Consider the following 19,403-nt stretch of genomic DNA (forward strand, 5'->3'; position numbering starts at 1 on the left):
CGCCTCTCCCCGTAAGAACGGGGCGAGGGAAAGAGGCAGCTACCTCACGCTGGCCCTCACTGCATCCGCATGATCTGGTCCATCGATGGCATGTTCTCGTTCAAATGCGACATGATCCACACCGAGCCGCCGACCACCAGGAAGACGATCAGCAGCCCGAACGCCAGCGCCAGCACGTTGTTGGTGTTGTCGGGGCCGGTGGTGATGTGCAGGAAGAATACGAGATGCACGCCCATCTGGGCGATTGCGAGCACGATGATGGCGATGGGGATCGAGGGCTGCCAGACCAAATTGGTGCCGGCGATGAAGAACGAGGTCGCGGTAAGCAGGAGCGCAAGGACCAGGCCGACGACATAGCCGATGATCCGGGTGCTGACGCTGTGTTGCTCTTCCTCGCCGGGAGCGAGGTCGTGCTCATGGACACCATGCTGTGACAGATCGCTCATGGCGCGCCTCCAAGCAGATAGACGACGGAAAACACCGCGACCCAGATGATGTCGAGCGCGTGCCAGAATAGAGCAAAGCACATCATGCGGCGCAGGATGTCGGCACGAAAGCCCTTGGCGAAGACCTGGGCCATCATGGTGAGGAGCCACAGCACGCCGGCCGAGACGTGCAGGCCGTGGCACCCGACGAGCGAGAAGAACGCGGTCAGGAACGCGCTGCGCGACGGGCCATAACCACGGGAAACCAGGTCGGCGAATTCACGGAATTCGATGCTGAGGAATGCAAGGCCGAGCACACAGGTCACGGCCATGCCGAGATAGAACCAGAGCCGGTTGCGCACGTCTGCGGCAATGCTCGCCATGCCGCAGGTGAAGCTCGACAGCAGCAGGCAGACGGTCTCGATTGCCACGTTCCGCTGCTCGAAAATCTCTGAGCCCTTCGGGCCGTCGGCAGTCTGGCCGACCAGCACCGCATAGGCTGCAAAGAAGCAGGAGAACATCACGATGTCGGAGAGCAGGAAGACCCAGAAGCCGTAGGCGGTCACGATACGCTTCGGCGCCGGTCCGAGATGCTCAACCACGAGCCCGATGTGATGCGGGTCGGCGTGCGCGTGCCCTGCGGTTGCGGTGATTGCCATCAGACAGTCCCCGCGAGGCTGACGAGATGGCGTCGTTCTTCGAGATTGGCACGGTCAATGCGCGCGACTTCGGCGGCCGGAATGACGTATTCGTCATGGTCGCGCCAGGCGAAAACGACGAAGGTCGCCCACGCGCCAATCACGCCGACGATCACCATCCACCAGATGTGCCATATCAACGCAAAGCCCATGATGGTGGCGAAGAAAGCGCAGACGAAGCCGGTCGGCGAGTTCCGGGGCATCTCGATGTCCTGATATTCGGGCTCGGCGTGCTCGAATTGCTGCTGCTTGGCCTTTGCCTTCATTTCCCAATAGGCGTCCTCGCCGCGCACGTCGGGATAGAAGGCGAAGTTGAACACCGGCGGCGGCGACGAGGTCGCCCATTCCAGCGACCGGCCGTCCCAGGGATCGCCGGTACGGTCGCGCAAGGCTTCGCGGTTGCGGATGCTGACGACGAGCTGCATCACCTGGCAGACGACGCCGATCGTCAGCACCGCCATGCCGATCGCCGCCACGAACATCCAGGGACGCCAGGCCGCCACGTCGTAGTGCTGCATGCGCCGCGTCATGCCGAGCATGCCGACGATATAGAGCGGCATGAAGGTGATCCAGAAGCCGGTGAATGTGAACCAGAAGGCCGCCTTGCCCCAGCGCTCGTCGAGGCGGAAGCCGAACGCCTTTGGAAACCAGTATTCGAAGCCCGCGAAGGCGCCGAACAGCACGCCGCCAATGATGACGTTGTGGAAATGCGCGACCAGGAACATGCTGTTGTGCAGCATGAAGTCGGCCGGCGGCACGGCGACCAGCACGCCGGTCAGGCCGCCAATGATGAAGGTCACCATGAAGCCGACCGACCACAGCATCGGCGTCGCGAAGCGGATGCGGCCGCCATACATCGTGAACAGCCAGTTGTAGATCTTCACCCCCGTCGGCACCGCGATGATCATGCTGGCAATACCGAAGATGGCGTTGACGTCGGGACCTGCGCCCATCGTGAAGAAGTGATGCAGCCAGACCATGAAGGAGATGACACAGATCGCCATGGTGGCGAGCACCATCGAGCGGTAGCCGAACAGCGGCTTGCCGGAAAAGGTCGATACCACCTCCGAGTAGATACCGAAGGCCGGCAGCACGAGGATGTAGACCTCCGGATGTCCCCAGGCCCAGATTAGGTTCATGAACATCATGACATTGCCGCCGGCTTCGTTGGTGAAGAAGTGGAAGCCGAGATAGCGGTCGAGCAGCAGCATCGCGAGCGTGGCGGTGAGGATCGGGAAGGCTGCGACGATCAGCAGGTTCGAGGCCAGCGTCGTCCAGCAGAACATCGGCATGCGCAGATAGTTCATGCCCCTGGTGCGCAGCTTCAGCACGGTGGTCACGAGGTTGATGCCGGCCACCAGCGTGCCGACGCCGGAGATCTGAAGCGACCAGGCGTAGTAGTCGACGCCGACGCCCGGCGAGTAGGTCAATCCCGACAGTGGCGGAAAGGCAAGCCAGCCGGTGCGCGCGAATTCGCCGACCACAAGCGAGACATTGACCAGCAGTGCGCCGGTCGCAGTCAGCCAGAAACCAACCGAATTCAGCGTCGGAAAAGCGACGTCGCGCACACCGAGCTGAAGCGGCACGACGAGGTTCATCAGGCCGATCACGAACGGCATCGCCACGAAGAAGATCATGATGGTGCCGTGGGCCGAGAAGATCTGGTTGTAGTGCTCCGGCGGCAGATAGCCCTGCGACTGGTAGGACACCGCCTGCTGGATCCGCATCATGATGGCGTCGCTGCCCCCGCGCAGCAGCATGACGGAAGCGAGCAGGATGTACATGACGCCGATTCGCTTGTGATCGACGCTGGTGATCCATTCGTGCCAGAGATAGGGCAGATGCCCTTTCACCACGACCCAGCCCAGCACCGCGAGGATGCCGACCAGCACCACGCCGCCTGCGACCAGCGGGATCGGCTGGTCGAACGGGATCGCCGACCAATCAAGCTTACCGAGCATCGTGCTCTCCACTGTGCTCCCGCCCGGCATCCGAGGTCAGTTGCGGGCCCGGCCCCGGCGGAATGTGCTGGGTGGCGATCATGTCGAACAGGCGGGGATCCGCGAGGCGATAGATCGGCCTGCCCCGCTCGACGGATTGCTGCATCAGCTTCTTGTAGCTGTCCTCGTTGAGCACCTGGTCGGACTTCGCCGTGGTCGCCACCCAATCCGGGAAGGCGAGCGGCGAGATCACGTTGACGTCGAACATCATCTCGGGAAAGCCGTCGCCGGAAAAATGTGCCGACAGGCCCTGGAGCTTGCCCTCATTGTCGGCGCGCAGATTGAGCCGCGTCACCATGCCGTTCATGGTGTAGATCATGCTGCCGAGTTGCGGGATGAAGAACACGTTCATCACGCTCGACGACGTCAGCTGGAAATTCAGCTCGGCGCCCGCCGGCACCGTCAGCGAATTGACGGTCGCGATACGCTGGTCGGGATAGATGAAGAGCCATTTCCAGTCGAGCGACACCGCCTGGATGCGCACCGGGCTGCCGGTCCCCGGCACCGGCGCTCGCGGATCGAGCTGGTGCGAGCCGATCCAGGCGACGCCGCCGAGCAGGATGATGGTGAGCGCCGGGATCGCCCACACCACCATCTCGACGCGGCCGGAATAGACGAAGTCGGGTTGATACTGCGCCCGCGGATTAGAGGCCCGAAACCACCAGGCGAAGCCGAGGATGGCGACGATCGTCGGCACCACGATCGTCAGCATGATGAAAACGGAATCGACGAGAATCGTACTGTTGGCGACAGCAACAGGCCCTTGTGGATCGAGCAGATTCATCGGCAAGCCACTGGCGATTGGGAAGCCCCGGAGGAGAGCCTAGCGCGGAATGATATCGGCAACAAACGTCGTTCGCGTGACCGGGTTCCCGCGCAATTGCAAGTGATTGCGCCCGCACGCGCTTTGGCTCGTACAACTGAGCCATGCAGGTTTGACGGGACGTCGCGCGTCGCGCGCGGGCGCTCGGCACGGATGCAATCTTCTCTACCTTTGAAACGATTGCTATCGTGATGAAAAAGCAGGGAGAAAACGTATGCGCTTGAACGACAAGGTCGCCATCGTGGTGGGGGCCGGGCAAAGCCCCGGCGAGGGCATGGGCAATGGCCGCGCCACCGCGCTGACCTTCGCACGCGAGGGGGCGAAGGTCGTCTGCGTCGATCACAATCTCGAATCGGCACAGGAGACCGTCGCGATGATCGCGGCGAGCCAAGGCACGGCCGCGGCCTTCAAGGCCGACGTGACCAGGACTACCGACATCAAGGCGATGGTGACCGACGCGATAGCGCGCTGGGGACGCATCGATATCCTGCATAACAATGTCGGCGTCAGTCTGGGCGGCGGCGACGCCGAGCTCCTGAAGCTGACCGAAGAGGCATTCGACCGCGTGGTCGCCATCAACCTGAAGAGCTGCATCCTGGCGGCGAAGGAGGTGATCCCGATCATGCGGACGCAAAGAAGCGGCGCAATCATCAACATCTCCTCGATGGCCGCGATCACGACCTATCCTTACGTCGCCTACAAGGCGACGAAGTCGGCGATGATCGCCTTCACCGAACAGCTCGCCTATCAGAACGCCGAATACGGCATCCGCGCCAATGTCATCCTGCCGGGCCTGATGAACACCCCGATGGCCGTCGACACCCGCGCCCGCGAATGGCACAAGACCCGCGCCGAAGTCGAAGCCGAGCGCGACAGCAAGGTGCCGCTGCGCCGGAAGATGGGCACCGCCTGGGACGTCGCGAACGCCGCGCTGTTTTTGGCCTCGGACGAAGCGAACTTCATCACCGGCGTGACGCTCCCGGTGGATGGTGGGGCGAGTGTGATAAGAGGATAGACGAAGCGAGCGTGATGCCTTCCCTTCTCCCCTTGTGGGAGAAGGTGGCGCGAAGCGCCGGATGAGGGGTGTCTATCCGCTGGCTGAACTGCAAAAATGAATCGCTCGCGGAGACAGAACCCTCACCCCATTGCGATCGCGTCTACCAGTCGAATTGCCCTCTCCCACAAGGGGAGAGGGCGCAGCAACGCGCATAGCGCACTTGGCGTGTGTGCTTCAAGCTCTCCCCTTCGGGGAGGGTCCAGCGTCATTGCGGCGCGCGCGTCACGCGCCAGATCGTGCCGTTGCCGTCTTCCGAGATGAGCAGCGCACCGTCTTTGGCCACCGCGACACCCACCGGACGGCCCCACACGTCGCTGTCGTTGACGACGAAGCCGGTGACGAAATCCTCGTACTCGCCTGTCGGCTTGCCGTCCTTCATCTTGATCCGGATGACCTTGTAGCCGGTGCGCTTGGACCTGTTCCATGAGCCGTGCTCGGCGGCGAAGGCGTCGCCCTGATAGTCGGCCGGGAAATTGCTGCCCTGATAGAACGTCATGCCGAGCGACGCGGAATGCGGCTGGAGCAGCACGTCGGGAATCGTGACCTTGTCCTTCAGGTCGGGCCGCGCGCCGGCATGGCGCGGGTCTTGGTTGGCGCCGATATAGAACCACGGCCAGCCATAGAACGCGCCCTCCCGCACGCTCGTCACGTAATCCGGCACGAGATCGTCGCCCAGGCCGTCCCGTTCGTTGGTCGAGCACCAGGGCAGGCCGCTCTGCGGCTCGATGGCTAGGCCGACGCAGTTACGTATGCCGGTGGCGTAGAACTTTCTGTTCTTGCCGTCCGCATCGAAGGCCAGCACCGCTGCGCGATCCGCCTCATAGCCCCAGGGCGCACCGAGCGGCTGCGCACGTGACCACGCCTCGAGCCCGCCAGGCGGATTGCCCATGCCTTCGCCGGCATTGCCGGCCGAGCCGACCGAGACGAACATGCGCTTGTTATCAGGCGTGAAGACGATGTCGCGGGTGGAATGGCCGGTGCCATGCGCGAGGTTCGCGACGACCGTCTCCGGCTTGCCGGATGACTTGAGGTCGCCGCTACGATAGGCGAAACGGACGACACCGTCGGTGTTGGCGACATAGACCCATTGCGGATTGTCGCCGTTCGGAAAGAAGGCGATGCCGAACGGGCGGTTCAGCCCGCTGGCAAAGATCTCATTCGCCACGATCTTCGCGCCTTCCGCGCGCAGCACGCGGATGCGCCCTGCCCTCGTCTCTGCAAGGAAGATGTCGCCGTTCGGCGCGACCCGCAGGATGCGCGGACCTGAAAGCCCTTCGGCAAGCAGCTCGATCTTGAACCCCTCTGGCACGAGGGGCGTCGCTTCGGCGGGCCGCGCTACCACGGACGAAGCATTGGCGGCCGATCGCGATGCGCCCGGTGCCGGAAGATCCTGCGGCCGGATCAGCCTGACGGTGCCCGGCTTGTCGGATCGCCAACTGCCGAAAGCCTCCTTGCCTTTCAGCACGGGCTCAGCCGACGCAACCGTGCCGATGACAGCCACGAACAATGCGGACGTCAATGCGGGCTTGGCCGGCCGTCCAAGATGCTTCGTCACGAGTTCCTCCGCAGCCTTCGAGTGCCGAATCGCACATCAGCTCATGCCCGCAGGATGTGCAATGCGTAATACCGTCCTGCTGGAAAATCCCATCGATCGGTGCGACACATTGTAAGGGCGCGGCCGCCGGTTGCGGTCATCAAAGCTGCGGCATCGACGTCGCGACGTATGGGGTAAGCATGTGGGGATCCATCATCTCGGAATGGGCGAGCCTGCTCCTGCGCTGGCTGCATGTGGTGGCAGCGATCGCATGGATCGGCAGCTCCTTCTACTTCATCCATCTCGACCTCAGCCTGAAGCCGAAGCGCGACCTGCCTGACGGCGTGCAGGGCGAAGCCTGGCAGGTGCATGGCGGAGGCTTCTACCGGATCATGAAATATCTGGTGGCCCCAAGCCAGATGCCGGAGGAGCTGACCTGGTTCAAATGGGAAGCCTACACCACCTGGCTCTCCGGCTTCGCGCTGATGGTGGTGGTCTATTATCTCGACGCCGATCTCTTCCTGGTCGACAAGTCGATCCTCGACCTAACGCCAATCCAGGCAGGCCTGTTCAGCTTCTGCAGCCTTGCACTGGCATGGCTGCTCTACGAGATCGCCTGCCGCACGGGCCTTGCCCAGCGCGAGCTCGGCTTTGCGATCGGCGGCTATCTGTTCCTGGTCGCGCTGACCTATGCCTTCACGCATGTGCTGAGCGGCCGCGGCGCGTTCAACCAGATCGGCGCGATCATCGGCACAATTATGGTGGCCAACGTTTTCGCGGTGATCATCCCCAATCAGAAGAAAATCGTCGCCGCTCTGATCGCGGGACAATCGCCCGATCCCAGACTCGGCAAGACCAGCAAGGAGCGCTCGGTCCACAACAACTATCTGACGCTCCCCGTCGTCGTGCTGATGATCAGCAACCACTATCCCCTGCTCTACGCAACGCGCTTCAACTGGATCATCGTCGCGATCGTGCTGGCGCTGGGGCCGGTGATCCGGCACTTCTTCAACGAGCGCCATGCGGGACGCAAATCGCCTTGGTGGGTGTGGGGCGTCGCAGCGGTCGGCGTGATCGCGATCGGCTTTCTCTCCGCCGCCGGCCCGCGCGAGGTGAAGACAGGCGCGCTTGCCGCGCAGCCGACGCTCGCCAATGTCGAGGAGATCGTGATGTCCCGCTGCAGCATGTGCCATGCCGCAGAACCCGTGTGGTCCGGCATCGTCACCGCGCCAAAGGGCATCCTGCTCGATGCACCCCAGCACATCCAGCGCAACATCAGGTTGATCGGACGCGTCGCTGCATGGTCCAGCGCGATGCCGCCGGGCAACATCACCGAGATGACCGGCGAGGAGCGTGCGGTGCTGGCCGCCTATATCATGCAAACCGATCGCTGACGCGTTTGCGCCAACGTATCCATGCAACCTTTTGCGGAAGGATATTCCGCAATCGCAGACCATTTCAAAATGACTTGAACGCCGCTCCGGCGTAGATAGGGACCGTGCGGCCGCCAGCTCCGGCCCTCAAGTCGTTTTTGGAGACGTCGTATGGATTTGTCCCGCCTCGAAATCAACCGCCGCACGGCGCTCCTGACCTCGGCGGCAATCGCCGCCAACGTCATCAACCCGATGCGGGCGTTTGCGCAGGAGACCCCGAAGAAGGGCGGCGTGTTCAACGTCCACTACGGCGCCGAGCAGCGCCAGCTCAATCCGAGCATCCAGGCTTCCACCGGCGTCTACATCATCAGCGGCAAGATCCAGGAGAGCCTCGTCGATCTCGACGCCGACGGCAAGCCGGTCGGCGTGCTCGCCGAGAGCTGGGAGTCCTCGCCCGATGGCAAAACCATCACGTTCAAGCTGCGCAAGGGCATCACCTGGCACGATGGCAAGCCTTTCACGTCCGAAGACGTCGCGTTCACCGCGATGAACATGTGGAAGAAGATTTTGAACTACGGCTCGACGCTGCAGCTCTTCCTCACCGCCGTCGATACGCCGGATCCGCAGACGGCCGTATTCCGCTACGAGCGGCCGATGCCGCTGAACCTGTTGCTCCGGGCGCTGCCCGATCTCGGCTATATCTCCGCGAAGCATCTCTATGAGAACGGCGACATCAGGCAGAACCCAGTCAATCTCGCGCCGGTCGGCACCGGCCCGTTCAAGTTCGTGAAATATGAGCGCGGCCAATACATCATCGCCGACCGCAACCCCGACTACTGGCGGCCCAATGCGCCCTATCTCGACCGCATCGTCTGGAAGGTGATCACCGATCGTTCAGCTGCCGCAGCCCAGCTCGAAGCCGGCGAACTGCAATATTGCCCGTTCTCGAGCCTGACGATCTCCGACATGGCGCGATTGGGGAAGGACAAGCGCTTCATCGTCACCACCAAGGGCAACGAAGGCAACGCGCGTACCAACACCATCGAGTTCAACTTCCGTCGCAAGGAATTGTCCGATATCCGCGTGCGCCGCGCGATTGCACATGCGATCGACGTACCCTTCTTCATCGACAACTTCCTGGGCGATTTCGCCAAGCTCGGTACCGGTCCGATTCCGTCGACCTCGACCGACTTCTATCCCGGCACGGGCACGCCGCAATATCCGTTCGACAAGGCCAAGGCGGCCGCGCTTCTTGATGAGGCCGGCTACAAGGCGGGCGCCGGCGGCGCACGCTTCTCGCTGAAGCTCCTGCCTGCGCCCTGGGGCGAGGACATCTCGCTGTGGTCGACCTTCATCCAGCAGTCGCTGAAGGATGTCGGCATCACCGTCGACATCGTGCGCAATGACGGTGGCGGCTTCCTCAAGCAGGTCTACGACGAGCACGCCTTCGATCTTGCCACCGGCTGGCATCAATATCGTAACGACCCCGCCGTCTCGACCACGGTGTGGTACCGCTCCGGCCAGCCTAGTGGCGCGCCGTGGACCAACCAGTGGGGCTGGGAGGACAAACAGGTCGACCAGACTATCGACAATGCCCTGACCGAACTTGATCCCGCCAAGCGCAAGGCGCTCTATGCCGAGTTCGTCAAGGAGGTGAACACGGAGCTGCCGGTCTGGATGCCGATCGAGCAGATCTTCGTCACCGTGATCACGGCCAAGGTGCGCAACCACTCCAACACACCGCGCTGGGGCTCGTCGAGCTGGCACGATCTTTGGCTTTCCGCGTGATCCGTTTTTCGTCAAGATGATGCTATGCGCATCATAGGCCTTGCGGGGCGGCGGCTCGCCGCCTCGATCCCGACCCTGTTCCTGATCCTGATCGGCGTCTTCCTGCTGCTGCAACTCGCGCCGGGAGACACCGTCGACGCGCTGATGGCGCAGATGGGTGGCGGCGATGCCGCGACCGCGCACGAGCTGCGTAAGTTCTACGGCCTCGACCTCTCGGTCCCGGCACAGCTCGCCAACTATCTCTGGCACCTGGTGCGCCTCGATCTCGGCTTCTCATCGATCTACGGCAAGCCGGTCGCGACCGTGATCATGGAACGGCTGCCGCCGACCATCCTCTTGATGACGGCCTCGCTGTCCTTCGCGTTCTTCTTTGGCCTGGTGTTCGGCGTGATCGCCTCGCGCGCCGTCAACAAATGGCCCGATACGCTGATCTCGACGCTCGGCCTGATCTTTTACGCCACGCCCTCATTCTGGTTCGGCCTGATGGCCATCGTCGCGTTCTCGATCTATCTGCAATGGCTTCCCGCCGGTGGCTTCGAGGACATCGGCGAGGTGCGGACCGGCATCTTCCGCATCATCGACATCGCGCGCCACCTCATCCTACCGACGCTGACGCTCGGGCTGATCTTCCTTGCGATCTACCTGCGCATCATGCGCGCTTCGATGCTCGAGGTCTTGAACCTCGACTATGTCCGCACCGCGCGCGCCAAGGGCCTCGACGAGACCCGCGTCGTCACGCAACACGTGCTGCGCAACGCGCTGCTGCCGATGGTGACGCTGATCGGCCTGCAGGCGGGCACCATGCTCGGCGGCTCGGTGGTGGTGGAGAGCGTGTTCTCGCTGCCGGGCCTTGGGCGGCTCGCCTATGAATCCGTGATCCAGCGCGATCTCAACACGCTGCTCGGCATCGTCTTCGTCTCGGCGCTCTTGGTCATCGTCGTCAACTTCGTCGTTGACCTCCTCTACGCGCGGCTCGACCCGCGCATCTCGGCGGAGAGCTGAGATGGACGCCGCAAAGCGCTATTTCCGCAGCCCGGCGGCCGTGATCGGCCTCGTGCTCCTGCTCGCCGTGATCGCGATGGCGATCTCGGCCGGCGTGCTCTATCCGCGCGATCCGCTGGCGCTCGCCGGTCGTCCCTTGGTGTGGCCGTTCACCAATCCACGCTTCCCGCTCGGCACCGACAATTCGGGACGCGATATCGCGGCGCAGATCTTCTACGGCGCGCGGATCTCGCTGCTGATCGGGGGCGTCGCCACCGTGATCGCCGTTGCCATCGGCACGCTGATCGGGGCATTTGCCGGCTACTATGGCGGCTGGGTCGACAATATCCTGATGCGGATCACGGAAGCCTTCCAGACACTGCCGAATTTCGTGCTGCTGCTGGTGCTGGTCGCCGTGTTCGGTTCCACGCTGACGACGGTGACGATCGCGATCGGCATCGTGTCCTGGCCGGCGCCGGCACGGCTGACCCGCGCCGAGTTCCTGTCGCTGCGCAACCGCGAATTCGTGCAGGCGGGGCGCACGCTCGGCATGAGGGACCTCCAGCTCATCCTCGGCGAGATCCTGCCCAACGCGCTGCCGCCGGTGATCGTCTATGCCAGCGTGGTGATGGCACTCTCGATCCTGCTCGAGAGCGCGCTCGCTTTCCTGCGGCTCTCTGATCCCAACGTCGCATCATGGGGCAACCTGATCGGTCTCGGGCGCGACGTTCTGCGCGTGCAGTGGTACGTCTCGGCTATTCCCGGCATCGCCATCCTCGTCACCGTGCTCGCGGTCTCGCTGGTCGGCCAGGGCCTGAACGATGCGCTCAATCCGAGGCTGAAGAGCCGATGAGCGACGCACCGGTCCTCTCGCTGGAAGGCCTCAGCGTCCTCCTGCCGAGGGGCGCCGATCGCTCGCATGCGCTGAACGACGTGTCGCTGTCGATCGCCTCGAACGAGATCCTCTGCGTCGTCGGCGAATCCGGTTCCGGCAAGTCGATGATGGCCAACGCCATCATGCGGCTGTTGCCGGGCGAGGTCGGAATCGAGGCCGGCCGAATGATGTTCGACGGCCGCGATCTCTGCACGACCGAGCCGGCCGCGATGCGCGAGGTGCGCGGCGCCGGTATTGCCATGATCTTCCAGGAGCCGATGACCGCGCTCAATCCACTGCGCACCGTCGGCGACCAGATCGCAGAGATGTTCCGGATCCACACCGATCTCTCCAAGGCGCAGATCGGCGCGCGGGTGCTGTCGCTGCTCGAAGACGTCCGCATCCCCAATCCGAGGGCTGCGGCCAAGGCCTATCCGCACGAACTTTCCGGCGGCCAGCGCCAGCGTGCGATGATCGCGATGGCGCTGGCGCTCGACCCAAAGCTGCTGATCGCGGACGAGCCGACCACCGCGCTCGACGTCACCACGCAGGCGCAGATCCTGAAGCTGATCCGCGATCTCCAGCAGCGCAAGAAGACGGCGGTGCTGTTCATCACTCACGATTTCGGTGTCGTCGCCGAGATCGCCGACCGGGTCGTGGTGATGCAGCACGGCAAGATCGTGGAACAAGGCACGGCCGATGACGTGCTGAACCGCCCGGCCCACGCCTACACGAAGCAGCTCATCGCCGCCGTCCCGCCGCTGACGGCGCCGCCGCCGCGGCCGCTGTCATCGGACAGCATCCTCACCATCACCAACGTTGCCAAGACCTATCGCACCGGCGGCTTTCTCGGCCGCGGTGCGCGTGTTACCGCGGCGGTGAAGGACGCGTCGTTGACGCTGCCCAAGGGCGCGACGCTCGGCATCGTCGGCGAGTCCGGCTCGGGCAAGTCGACGCTGGCGCGCTGCATCGTGCGTCTGATCGATCCCGACCACGGCGCGATCCTGCTCGACGGCAAGGATTGGGCGAAGCTGCCGCGCGACGAGATCCGCCGCGAAACCCGTCACATCCAGATGGTGTTCCAGGACCCCTTCGCCTCGCTCAATCCACGGCGCAAGGCTGCGGAGCTGGTCGCACAGGGTCCGATCGTCCACGGCACGCCGCGCGCGATCGCCATGACTGAAGCCAGGGAGCTGTTCGCGCTGGTCGGGCTCGACCCATCTGCCGGCGACCGCTTCCCGCACGAATTCTCCGGCGGCCAGCGCCAGCGCATCGGGCTCGCACGCGCGCTTGCACTCAAGCCGGACGTCCTGATCGCGGACGAGCCGGTATCCGCGCTCGACGTGTCGGTGCAGGCACAGGTCCTGAAACTGCTCGGCGAATTGCGCGAACGGCTCGGGCTCTCGATCGTCTTCATCACCCACGACCTGCGCGTTGCGGCGCAGGTCTGCGACCTCGTCGCGGTCATGAAGGACGGCGAGATCGTCGAGCACGGGCTGGTGGCTGACGTGTTCGGTCGGCCGCAACATACCTACACCCAGGTGCTGCTCGCCTCGGTCCCGGGCGGCGCGTTCGCACGGGAGCATCAGGCGGCCGTGTAACGGAGCGGACTTGCGCCATTTGGCCGCGGCGCTTTAGCCCAATGCCGGCGCCGGAGCGGCCTTTCCGATGCGCGCGGTCTCCTGGGCCAGAGGCAGGGTGAACTGGAACGCCGCCCCTCGCGGTTCGTTCGCGCCGGCCCACATCTTCCCGCCATGTGCCTCGATGATCGAATGGCAGATGGCGAGCCCCATCCCCATGCCTTCAGACTTGGTGGTGTAGAACGGCTCGAACACGCGGCCCACGCTCTTCGGATCGAGCCCAGGGCCGGAATCCCGTACGCTGATGACGACGCCGTTCGTATCGTTCCTGCCGGTGGAGATGAACAGCTCGCGCGCGCCTCCGCGGACGTGACTCATCGCCTCGACGGCATTGATGATCAGGTTGAGAACCACCTGCTGGAGCTGAACCCGGTCCGCCTGGACGGGCGGCAAGCCTTCGGCGAACTGCATCCGCACCGTGACGTCGTGCTTCAGCACTTCGCTGTGCGTCAAGGTCATGACCTCGCGCACCAGCTGATTGATCTCCAGGTCCTCCATCTGCGGCGGCGCGTTCTTGATGAGGGCACGGATTCGGCTGATGATATCGCTGGCCCGCATGCCGTCGCTGATGATCCAGCCCAGCGTCTGTCCGACTTCGTCCAGATTGGGCGGCCGCGCGCCGAGCCAGTTCAACCCGGCTCGCGCGTTCGCCACAGTGGCAGCGATCGGCTGGCTGATTTCGTGAGCGATCGATGCGGTCAGCTCGCCCATGGTCGTGACGCGGTTGGTGTGCGCGAGCTCCATCAGGGCCTCGCGATAGCGCCGCTCGTTCTCGCGCGCCTCGGCCTCCACCCGCTTGAGCTCGCTCAGATCGAGAACGAAGCCGACGCCCTGGCTTCTGTTGTCCTCGAACATTGCTCCACCGATCAGGACCGGCACGCGGCTGCCGTCCTTGCGAAAATACTCCTTCTCGAACGGCTGGACGGTCCCGATCCGCTCGAGCTCGGCGACGTGCTGCGCGTCGTGGCCATGCCATTCGGTCGGTGTGAGCGTGGCGCGATGCAGACGGCCCGCGGCAAGGTCCTCGCGGTCATATCCGACGATCCTCAAGAACGCATCGTTGGCTTCGAAAATGCGTCCCTCCAGATCCCAGATGATGATCCCGATGATGTTGGAATCGAACAGGCGCCGGATCTTCGTGTCGCGCGCGAGGAGGTCGCTCTGGAGCTGGACGTTCTCCTCGGTCGCCATCCGCCGCCGTCTCGCCTCGATGCGCGCCAGCGCCAGCGCCGCACCGGCCAAAGCGACGACGAAAACGACAGTCGCGATGGTGAGCCGGGTCCTGCGCCGCTCGAGCTCGTCGGCGGCTTTGTCGAGATCGACCTGGCGGAGCCGTTCCTGATCGACCATCAAATCGATTTGCGATCGGATGTCTTCCATGCCGCGGATCATCGCCAGCGCCGCCAGCCCGGATTCGCGCGCCGCCGTCTTGACGATGTCGTCGATCTCCTTGAGCTTCGCCGAAAGGGTCAAGGCAAGATGCTCGGCGCGAAGGCTCTGCAACGGATCCTTCGCGACGAGCGCCTGCAGCGCCTCGGCCTGCCGTCGCACGCTTTCGTCAGAGACGCCGTAAGCCTTCAGATAGGCCGGGTCGAGGGTGAGCAGATACCCGTGCCTTTCGGCTTCCAGGTCGGCGATGATCGCTTTGAGACGATCGAACGTCTCGAACACGTTGCGGCTGTGCGTGAGCGAAACATTGAGCGCCTCCCGATCGCGCCAGTAGCGCAGGCCGAGAATCCCGGTCACTGCGAGCAGAATGACGAGCCCCGCGACCACTGGGATCAGCGGCCGTGCAAACCACCGCAAGATATGGCCCGAAGCAAGGATTGACATTGGCGCTAAGTCTTCCATGCTCGCAGGCGCATTTTCTGGTGCCAAGGCCAGAGCATGGCTAGAATAATAGCATGAACCGCCCCGCATTGGGGAACCGGAAACTCAATATTCTCCGCATGTTACTCCGGCTTCGGAGTTGATCATTCGGCTTTGACGAAGCCGGGGCGCGTCACAGGTTGCGAGTTGTGAACGACTGACCGCAACGAGGAGCATCAAGATGGCGCCAAATGAAAACTCGCGTAACGGCCGAGCACCGACCAGCCGGCGCAGCTTCATCAAGACATTGGGCATGGCAGGAATCATCGTGCCGGCCCTCACGACGTGGCCGCGGAGCAGTCTCGCCGAGGAGGCCAGCGCGGACTATGCCAATGCCAAGATCGACTGGAAGCAATTTGCGGGGCAGACGATCACGCTGATGGGCGCGATCCATCCGTGGTCGAGCGCGATCACGCCACTGCTGCCGGAATTCACCAAGCTCACCGGCATCAAGGTCGTCACCGACTTCCAGCTTGAGACCACCTATTTGAGCGCGATCCCGGTTCTGCTCGCGCGCGGCGGCAATACGCCTGACGTATTCATGTTCACGACCTATGGCCAAGGCATCTCGGGCGGATGGCTCGAGCCGCTCAACGCCCATTACGCCAACAAGTCGCTGGCCGATCCCGCCTGGTATGACGAGAGTGATCTCCTGAAGACCGCACGCGCTTTTCCGGTTTGGTCCGACGGCGAGCGCTACGCCGTCCCCATCACCTCCGAGGCGATGACGCTGTTCATCAACACCGATGCATTGGCGGCCAAGAACCTGCCAGTGCCGCAGACCTTCGACGAGTTGCTCGCGACCGCCAAGGCGGTCAAGAGCAGCGACATGGCGGGAATTGCGATGCGGGCGCAGGCCGGCGGTAATTCGACCCCGCCGGCGATGGGCTTCGTGTTCTCTTACGGCGGGTCCATGGTCAACAAGGACGGCACGGCCGCCTTCGGCAGTCCCGAGGCGATCGAGGCCATCGACATGTACGCGCGGCTGCTCGGCCAGGCGGGACCTGCAAATGTAGGCACCTATGAATGGTATCAGGTGCTCGACGATTTCCTGCAGGCGAGAACTGCAATGGCGATCGACAGCAGCAACTTCGCCACCGACATCTCCAATCCGGGGAAGAGCCGCGTCGCCAAGCAGGCGGGGTTTGCACCCTTCCCGCACCTTCCCGGCAAGACGCCCGTCCCCTTCATGTCGCACTGGCAGGCCTGCGTGAATTCAAAGTCGCAGAACAAGCGGGCCGCGTTCCTGTTCCTGCTCTGGGCGACCAGCAGGCCGACCTCGCTGCAAACCGCCGCGGCGGGTCTTGCGACGACGCGCGTCTCCGCCTGGTCGAGCAAAGGCTTCAAGGACGCCTTCGGCGCCCAGGCCGCCGAGGCGGCGCTGGCGAACTTGCAGAACGCCGATGTCGAGCGCGCCAAGGCGATCCTGTTCCATCCGCAACAGCGGCGCCTCCTGGACGCCTTCATGATCGGCGTCAATGAAGTGGTCTCGGGCAACAAGACGGCGAAGGCGGTGATGCCCGTCGCCGCCGAACGCGCGAATGCGGCGATCCGCGGATAGTAGCCGCGGCGATTGCGCCGCGCGCGAGCGCGATGAGTCATCATCGCGCTCTAGCGCTTTATTCGCGCATGATCTTTCCGGAAAACCGCTGCACACTTTTCCGGATCGCGCCTTTAGATCTCGCGCGCGTCGCGGCGCCGGTAGACCAGCAGCATCAGCGGCGCGAGCTTGCGCATCAGGCCATGCGCCGGGATCGGCACCGGATTGGTGAACGGCAGCGCGAGCTCGCCGTCCGGCACGCCGCGCACGGCTTTCGCAAGCTGATCGCCAAGCGGGATCGTCAGCGCCACCGCGCGGCCGTTGCAGCCGGTCCAGCCATAGGCGTCCGGCCCGAGCTTGTGGATCCGTGGCAGGAAATCCGAGGTCATGCCGACATAGCCGTTCCAGACATAGTCGAAGTTGACCTCGCCGATCTGCGGCCAGAGCCGCTGCAAGCGCTCGGCGACGCGCGTCTTCAGTCGCTCCGCCTTGTTGCCGGGCCCGATCACGGCGCCGCCGGTGACGAGGCGATTGCGCGCGTCGTAACGGGCGAAATAGAGCTCGCCATGGGTATCCGACATCGCCTGCCGCGCCGCAATGATGGTCTTCCTGACGTTGTCCGACAGCGGCTGCGTCGCCATCTGCCAGGACAGCACCGGCATCACCTCATGCGCGATGTCGGGCACGAGCTGTTTCGAGAATTCGCCGCTATAGGCATTGGTCGCCATCACCAGTGCACGGCCGGAGATCTCGCCCTTTTCCGTCTTCACCACCCATTTATCGTTGCGCCGCTCAAAACTCGTAGCCGGGGAGCGTGCGTAGATGCGCGCGCCGAGGCCGAGCACGCTGCGCGCCAGTCCGCGCGCCAGCGCCAGCGGATTGATGTGGCCGCCTGTCCTGTTCCAGAAGCCGCCATACCAGGCCTCCGAGCCCAGCATGTCCCTCACCTGCTCGCGCGAGAGCAGTTCGACGGGCGCGCCGAATTTCGACCATTGCCGCACCCGCCGCTCCGCGATCTTGATGCGGCCGGGCGAATGCACCGGCTGCACCCAGCCAGCCTGCTCCTGCTCGGCCTCGATGCCATAACGCCGCGCCACATCGAACAACGTCGATGCACTGTCGCGCAACAGATGCACGAAGCGCTCGCCCACCGCGCCGTGCCGCGCGATGATGTCCTCGGGATCGGGACGCGACAAAGTCGGGATCACCTGGCCGTTGTTGCGGCCCGATGCGCCCCAGCCCGGCTCAGCCGCCTCTACGATCGCGACATCGACGCCGGCTTCGCGCAAGTGCAACGCCGTCGACAGCCCCGTGAAGCCGCCGCCGACCACGACCACATCCGCCTTCTCAGCTCCAATCAGCTCCGGCAATTCGGGCCCGTTCGGCGTGACCGCGGCCCACAGCGAATGCGGCCAGGTGACGGTTGAACCACTCATCATCAATCTTTCCAAATTGTCCCAAGCGTCACGAGATACCGCATCTGCGGCTGTCGCAGTTGACAGCCGCTTGCGGGTGCGTTGTCGTGCTCGCCAGCCTAATCCACCCATTCATGCCGGGGAAATCAAGTGGCCCTCAAAAACGTCATCGGAATCGACCACGCCGTGGTCATGGTGAAGGATCTCGACAAGGCCGCAGAAAACTACAAGCGGCTCGGCTTCACCGTCTCGCCGCGCGGCACCCACAGCGCGCATATGGGATCGGGCAATTACACCATCATGTTCGACCCCGACTATATGGAATTGCTCGGAGTGCTCGCACCGACGGAACAAAATGCTCCGGCGCGCGCCTTTCTCGAAAAGCACGGCGAGGGCATCGAGCGCATCGCCTTTACCGCGGTCGACTCCACGGCCGGAGCGGAGGAGATCCGCGCGCACGGATTTCCTCCGGTCGGCCCGGTCGATTTCGAGCGGCCGGTGACGCTGCCAAACGGCACCGTGTCGGCGGCGAAATTTCGCGTCTTCCACTGGCCGGTGGCGGAAGCGCCGGGCGGCGTGCGCATCTTCGCCTGCCAGCACAAGACGCGCGAGACGGTGTGGATTCCCGAACTGATGACGCACGCCAACGGAGCGAAGCGGCTGAAGCAGGTCCTGATCGCGAGCCCGGAGCCTGCGAAGGACGCCGCGCATCTGTCGCGCCTGATCGACCGCGAGGCAAAAGCCGAAGCCGACGGCGCGGTGACCGTGCCCTCCGGCGGGGACCGCGCCGATTTCGTATTCCTGACGCTCGACCAGCTTGGCAAGCGCTATCCCGGCGTGTCGCTCGCAGGTCTTGCCGAACGAGGCGGTGCCGCACTCGTGCTGGCGAGCGGCGATCTCTTGGCGACCGAGAAGGCGCTCGGTGCAGCCGCCACGCGCAGCGGCGCTGCGATCTGCGTGGCGCCGGCCGCGGCCAACGGCACCCTGCTCGCCTTCGTTGCCGGCTGATTTGAGCTAATTCTTTAACAAGCGTTTTACCCCGCGGCCCTAGATTTCCAGCGGATCAAGCCGCCGGGGGCTCAATGCGCATGTTTAGAGAAGGCTCATTTCGAGAAGGCGCGCGCATCGCCTATGATGCGCCGGCCGAACTGAAGAAGTGGCCGTCGCTGAAGGGCCAGCGCCTCAAAGACAGGGGTCCGCCCTATCTCGTCTACAACGGCACGCTCGCCGAATGCGTGCGCGAGCTGCTGGCAAAACCCATCAAGGGCATCTCGCTCTACGACATCATGACGAGGCCGCAGCCGGCCTTCGACCAGACTGTTTTGTCGCCGGGCGACGCCGCCGAGATCGCGATGCGCAAGGACTTTCCGAAGGGCTAGCCACGCG

The 19,403-nt window shown here is 64.0% G+C and carries 16 protein-coding genes; 9 read left to right on the plus strand and 7 right to left on the minus strand.

What is annotated here, in order from left to right; translation table 11 throughout:
- Positions 1-56: 56 nt before the first annotated feature.
- Genes cyoD through NLN62_RS01635 form a run of 4 tightly spaced genes read right to left on the minus strand, consistent with a single transcriptional unit; the run spans position 57 to position 3,907 of the window.
- Positions 57-446: a cytochrome o ubiquinol oxidase subunit IV gene (gene cyoD, locus NLN62_RS01620; protein WP_027526069.1), complete on the minus strand. Its 390-nt coding sequence runs from the start codon at positions 444-446 to the stop codon at positions 57-59.
- Complete coding sequence (locus NLN62_RS01625; protein WP_027526070.1) at positions 443-1,084, minus strand: cytochrome (ubi)quinol oxidase subunit III; 642 nt, start codon at positions 1,082-1,084, stop codon at positions 443-445. Before NLN62_RS01625 ends, cyoD begins: the two co-directional genes overlap by 4 nt.
- Positions 1,084-3,084 (minus strand): cytochrome o ubiquinol oxidase subunit I, encoded by a 2,001-nt coding sequence (gene cyoB, locus NLN62_RS01630; RefSeq protein WP_027526071.1) that lies wholly within the window; start codon positions 3,082-3,084, stop codon positions 1,084-1,086. Before cyoB ends, NLN62_RS01625 begins: the two co-directional genes overlap by 1 nt.
- A complete protein-coding gene (locus tag NLN62_RS01635) occupies positions 3,074-3,907 on the minus strand; it encodes a ubiquinol oxidase subunit II (protein WP_027526072.1) in 834 nt (277 codons plus the stop codon). Before NLN62_RS01635 ends, cyoB begins: the two co-directional genes overlap by 11 nt.
- A gap of 253 nt (positions 3,908-4,160) precedes the next feature.
- Here NLN62_RS01635 and NLN62_RS01640 point away from each other — a divergent pair, with 253 nt between their 5' ends.
- Positions 4,161-4,961 carry an SDR family NAD(P)-dependent oxidoreductase gene (locus tag NLN62_RS01640; protein WP_027526073.1) on the plus strand — a complete coding sequence of 267 codons (801 nt, stop codon included), beginning with the start codon at positions 4,161-4,163 and terminating at the stop codon, positions 4,959-4,961.
- A 247-nt stretch (positions 4,962-5,208) separates the two neighbouring features.
- On the opposite strand, the gene NLN62_RS01645 is transcribed toward NLN62_RS01640, so the two are convergent.
- Positions 5,209-6,522 carry a sorbosone dehydrogenase family protein gene (locus NLN62_RS01645; protein ID WP_027526809.1) on the minus strand — a complete coding sequence of 438 codons (1,314 nt, stop codon included), beginning with the start codon at positions 6,520-6,522 and terminating at the stop codon, positions 5,209-5,211.
- A gap of 215 nt (positions 6,523-6,737) precedes the next feature.
- Between NLN62_RS01645 and NLN62_RS01650 the strand changes: the two genes are divergently transcribed.
- The 5 genes from NLN62_RS01650 (at position 6,738) to NLN62_RS01670 (ending at position 13,154) form a co-directional block, all read left to right on the plus strand.
- The gene (locus NLN62_RS01650) at positions 6,738-7,931 is read left to right on the plus strand and encodes a urate hydroxylase PuuD (protein ID WP_027526810.1); all 1,194 of its coding nucleotides are present in this window, start codon (positions 6,738-6,740) and stop codon (positions 7,929-7,931) included.
- Positions 7,932-8,081: 150 nt separating this feature from the next.
- Complete coding sequence (locus NLN62_RS01655; protein ID WP_027526811.1) at positions 8,082-9,698, plus strand: ABC transporter substrate-binding protein; 1,617 nt, start codon at positions 8,082-8,084, stop codon at positions 9,696-9,698.
- A gap of 24 nt (positions 9,699-9,722) precedes the next feature.
- Positions 9,723-10,700, plus strand: coding sequence for an ABC transporter permease (locus tag NLN62_RS01660; RefSeq protein ID WP_254107110.1), 978 nt, complete (start codon positions 9,723-9,725; stop codon positions 10,698-10,700).
- 1 nt (position 10,701) lies between these two features.
- Entirely contained in the window at positions 10,702-11,532 is an 831-nt protein-coding gene (locus NLN62_RS01665; protein ID WP_027526813.1) for an ABC transporter permease, read from the plus strand.
- Positions 11,529-13,154 carry an ABC transporter ATP-binding protein gene (locus NLN62_RS01670; protein ID WP_254107111.1) on the plus strand — a complete coding sequence of 542 codons (1,626 nt, stop codon included), beginning with the start codon at positions 11,529-11,531 and terminating at the stop codon, positions 13,152-13,154. Before NLN62_RS01665 ends, NLN62_RS01670 begins: the two co-directional genes overlap by 4 nt.
- A gap of 33 nt (positions 13,155-13,187) precedes the next feature.
- Here NLN62_RS01670 and NLN62_RS01675 read toward each other — a convergent pair whose 3' ends face one another.
- Positions 13,188-15,026 carry an ATP-binding protein gene (locus tag NLN62_RS01675; protein ID WP_254107112.1) on the minus strand — a complete coding sequence of 613 codons (1,839 nt, stop codon included), beginning with the start codon at positions 15,024-15,026 and terminating at the stop codon, positions 13,188-13,190.
- A gap of 217 nt (positions 15,027-15,243) precedes the next feature.
- Here NLN62_RS01675 and NLN62_RS01680 point away from each other — a divergent pair, with 217 nt between their 5' ends.
- A complete protein-coding gene (locus NLN62_RS01680; RefSeq protein WP_254107113.1) occupies positions 15,244-16,623 on the plus strand; it encodes an ABC transporter substrate-binding protein in 1,380 nt (459 codons plus the stop codon).
- Positions 16,624-16,736: 113 nt separating this feature from the next.
- On the opposite strand, the gene NLN62_RS01685 is transcribed toward NLN62_RS01680, so the two are convergent.
- Positions 16,737-18,041 carry an NAD(P)/FAD-dependent oxidoreductase gene (locus tag NLN62_RS01685; protein ID WP_371932894.1) on the minus strand — a complete coding sequence of 435 codons (1,305 nt, stop codon included), beginning with the start codon at positions 18,039-18,041 and terminating at the stop codon, positions 16,737-16,739.
- 126 nt (positions 18,042-18,167) lie between these two features.
- On the opposite strand from NLN62_RS01685, the gene NLN62_RS01690 reads away from it, so the two are divergent.
- Together NLN62_RS01690 and NLN62_RS01695 are read left to right on the plus strand one after the other, a co-directional pair.
- Positions 18,168-19,025 carry a VOC family protein gene (locus NLN62_RS01690; RefSeq protein WP_254107114.1) on the plus strand — a complete coding sequence of 286 codons (858 nt, stop codon included), beginning with the start codon at positions 18,168-18,170 and terminating at the stop codon, positions 19,023-19,025.
- A gap of 74 nt (positions 19,026-19,099) precedes the next feature.
- Positions 19,100-19,396: a hypothetical protein gene (locus NLN62_RS01695; RefSeq protein WP_245288211.1), complete on the plus strand. Its 297-nt coding sequence runs from the start codon at positions 19,100-19,102 to the stop codon at positions 19,394-19,396.
- Positions 19,397-19,403: the final 7 nt, after the last annotated feature.

The sequence above is a fragment of the Bradyrhizobium sp. CCGUVB23 genome (genome assembly GCF_024199885.1).
GTDB lineage: Bacteria > Pseudomonadota > Alphaproteobacteria > Rhizobiales > Xanthobacteraceae > Bradyrhizobium.

Excerpts from the sequence above, each read along its gene's own strand:
- cyoD (WP_027526069.1), bottom strand. The coding sequence starts at position 446 with ATGAGCGATCTGTCACAGCATGGTGTCCATGAGCACGACCTCGCTCCC.
- NLN62_RS01625 (WP_027526070.1), bottom strand. The coding sequence starts at position 1,084 with ATGGCAATCACCGCAACCGCAGGGCACGCGCACGCCGACCCGCATCAC.
- cyoB (WP_027526071.1), bottom strand. The coding sequence starts at position 3,084 with ATGCTCGGTAAGCTTGATTGGTCGGCGATCCCGTTCGACCAGCCGATC.
- NLN62_RS01635 (WP_027526072.1), bottom strand. The coding sequence starts at position 3,907 with ATGAATCTGCTCGATCCACAAGGGCCTGTTGCTGTCGCCAACAGTACG.
- NLN62_RS01640 (WP_027526073.1), top strand. The coding sequence starts at position 4,161 with ATGCGCTTGAACGACAAGGTCGCCATCGTGGTGGGGGCCGGGCAAAGC.
- NLN62_RS01650 (WP_027526810.1), top strand. The coding sequence starts at position 6,738 with ATGTGGGGATCCATCATCTCGGAATGGGCGAGCCTGCTCCTGCGCTGG.
- NLN62_RS01655 (WP_027526811.1), top strand. The coding sequence starts at position 8,082 with ATGGATTTGTCCCGCCTCGAAATCAACCGCCGCACGGCGCTCCTGACC.
- NLN62_RS01660 (WP_254107110.1), top strand. The coding sequence starts at position 9,723 with ATGCGCATCATAGGCCTTGCGGGGCGGCGGCTCGCCGCCTCGATCCCG.
- NLN62_RS01665 (WP_027526813.1), top strand. The coding sequence starts at position 10,702 with ATGGACGCCGCAAAGCGCTATTTCCGCAGCCCGGCGGCCGTGATCGGC.
- NLN62_RS01670 (WP_254107111.1), top strand. The coding sequence starts at position 11,529 with ATGAGCGACGCACCGGTCCTCTCGCTGGAAGGCCTCAGCGTCCTCCTG.
- NLN62_RS01675 (WP_254107112.1), bottom strand. The coding sequence starts at position 15,026 with ATGTCAATCCTTGCTTCGGGCCATATCTTGCGGTGGTTTGCACGGCCG.
- NLN62_RS01680 (WP_254107113.1), top strand. The coding sequence starts at position 15,244 with ATGGCGCCAAATGAAAACTCGCGTAACGGCCGAGCACCGACCAGCCGG.
- NLN62_RS01685 (WP_371932894.1), bottom strand. The coding sequence starts at position 18,041 with ATGATGAGTGGTTCAACCGTCACCTGGCCGCATTCGCTGTGGGCCGCG.
- NLN62_RS01695 (WP_245288211.1), top strand. The coding sequence starts at position 19,100 with ATGCGCATGTTTAGAGAAGGCTCATTTCGAGAAGGCGCGCGCATCGCC.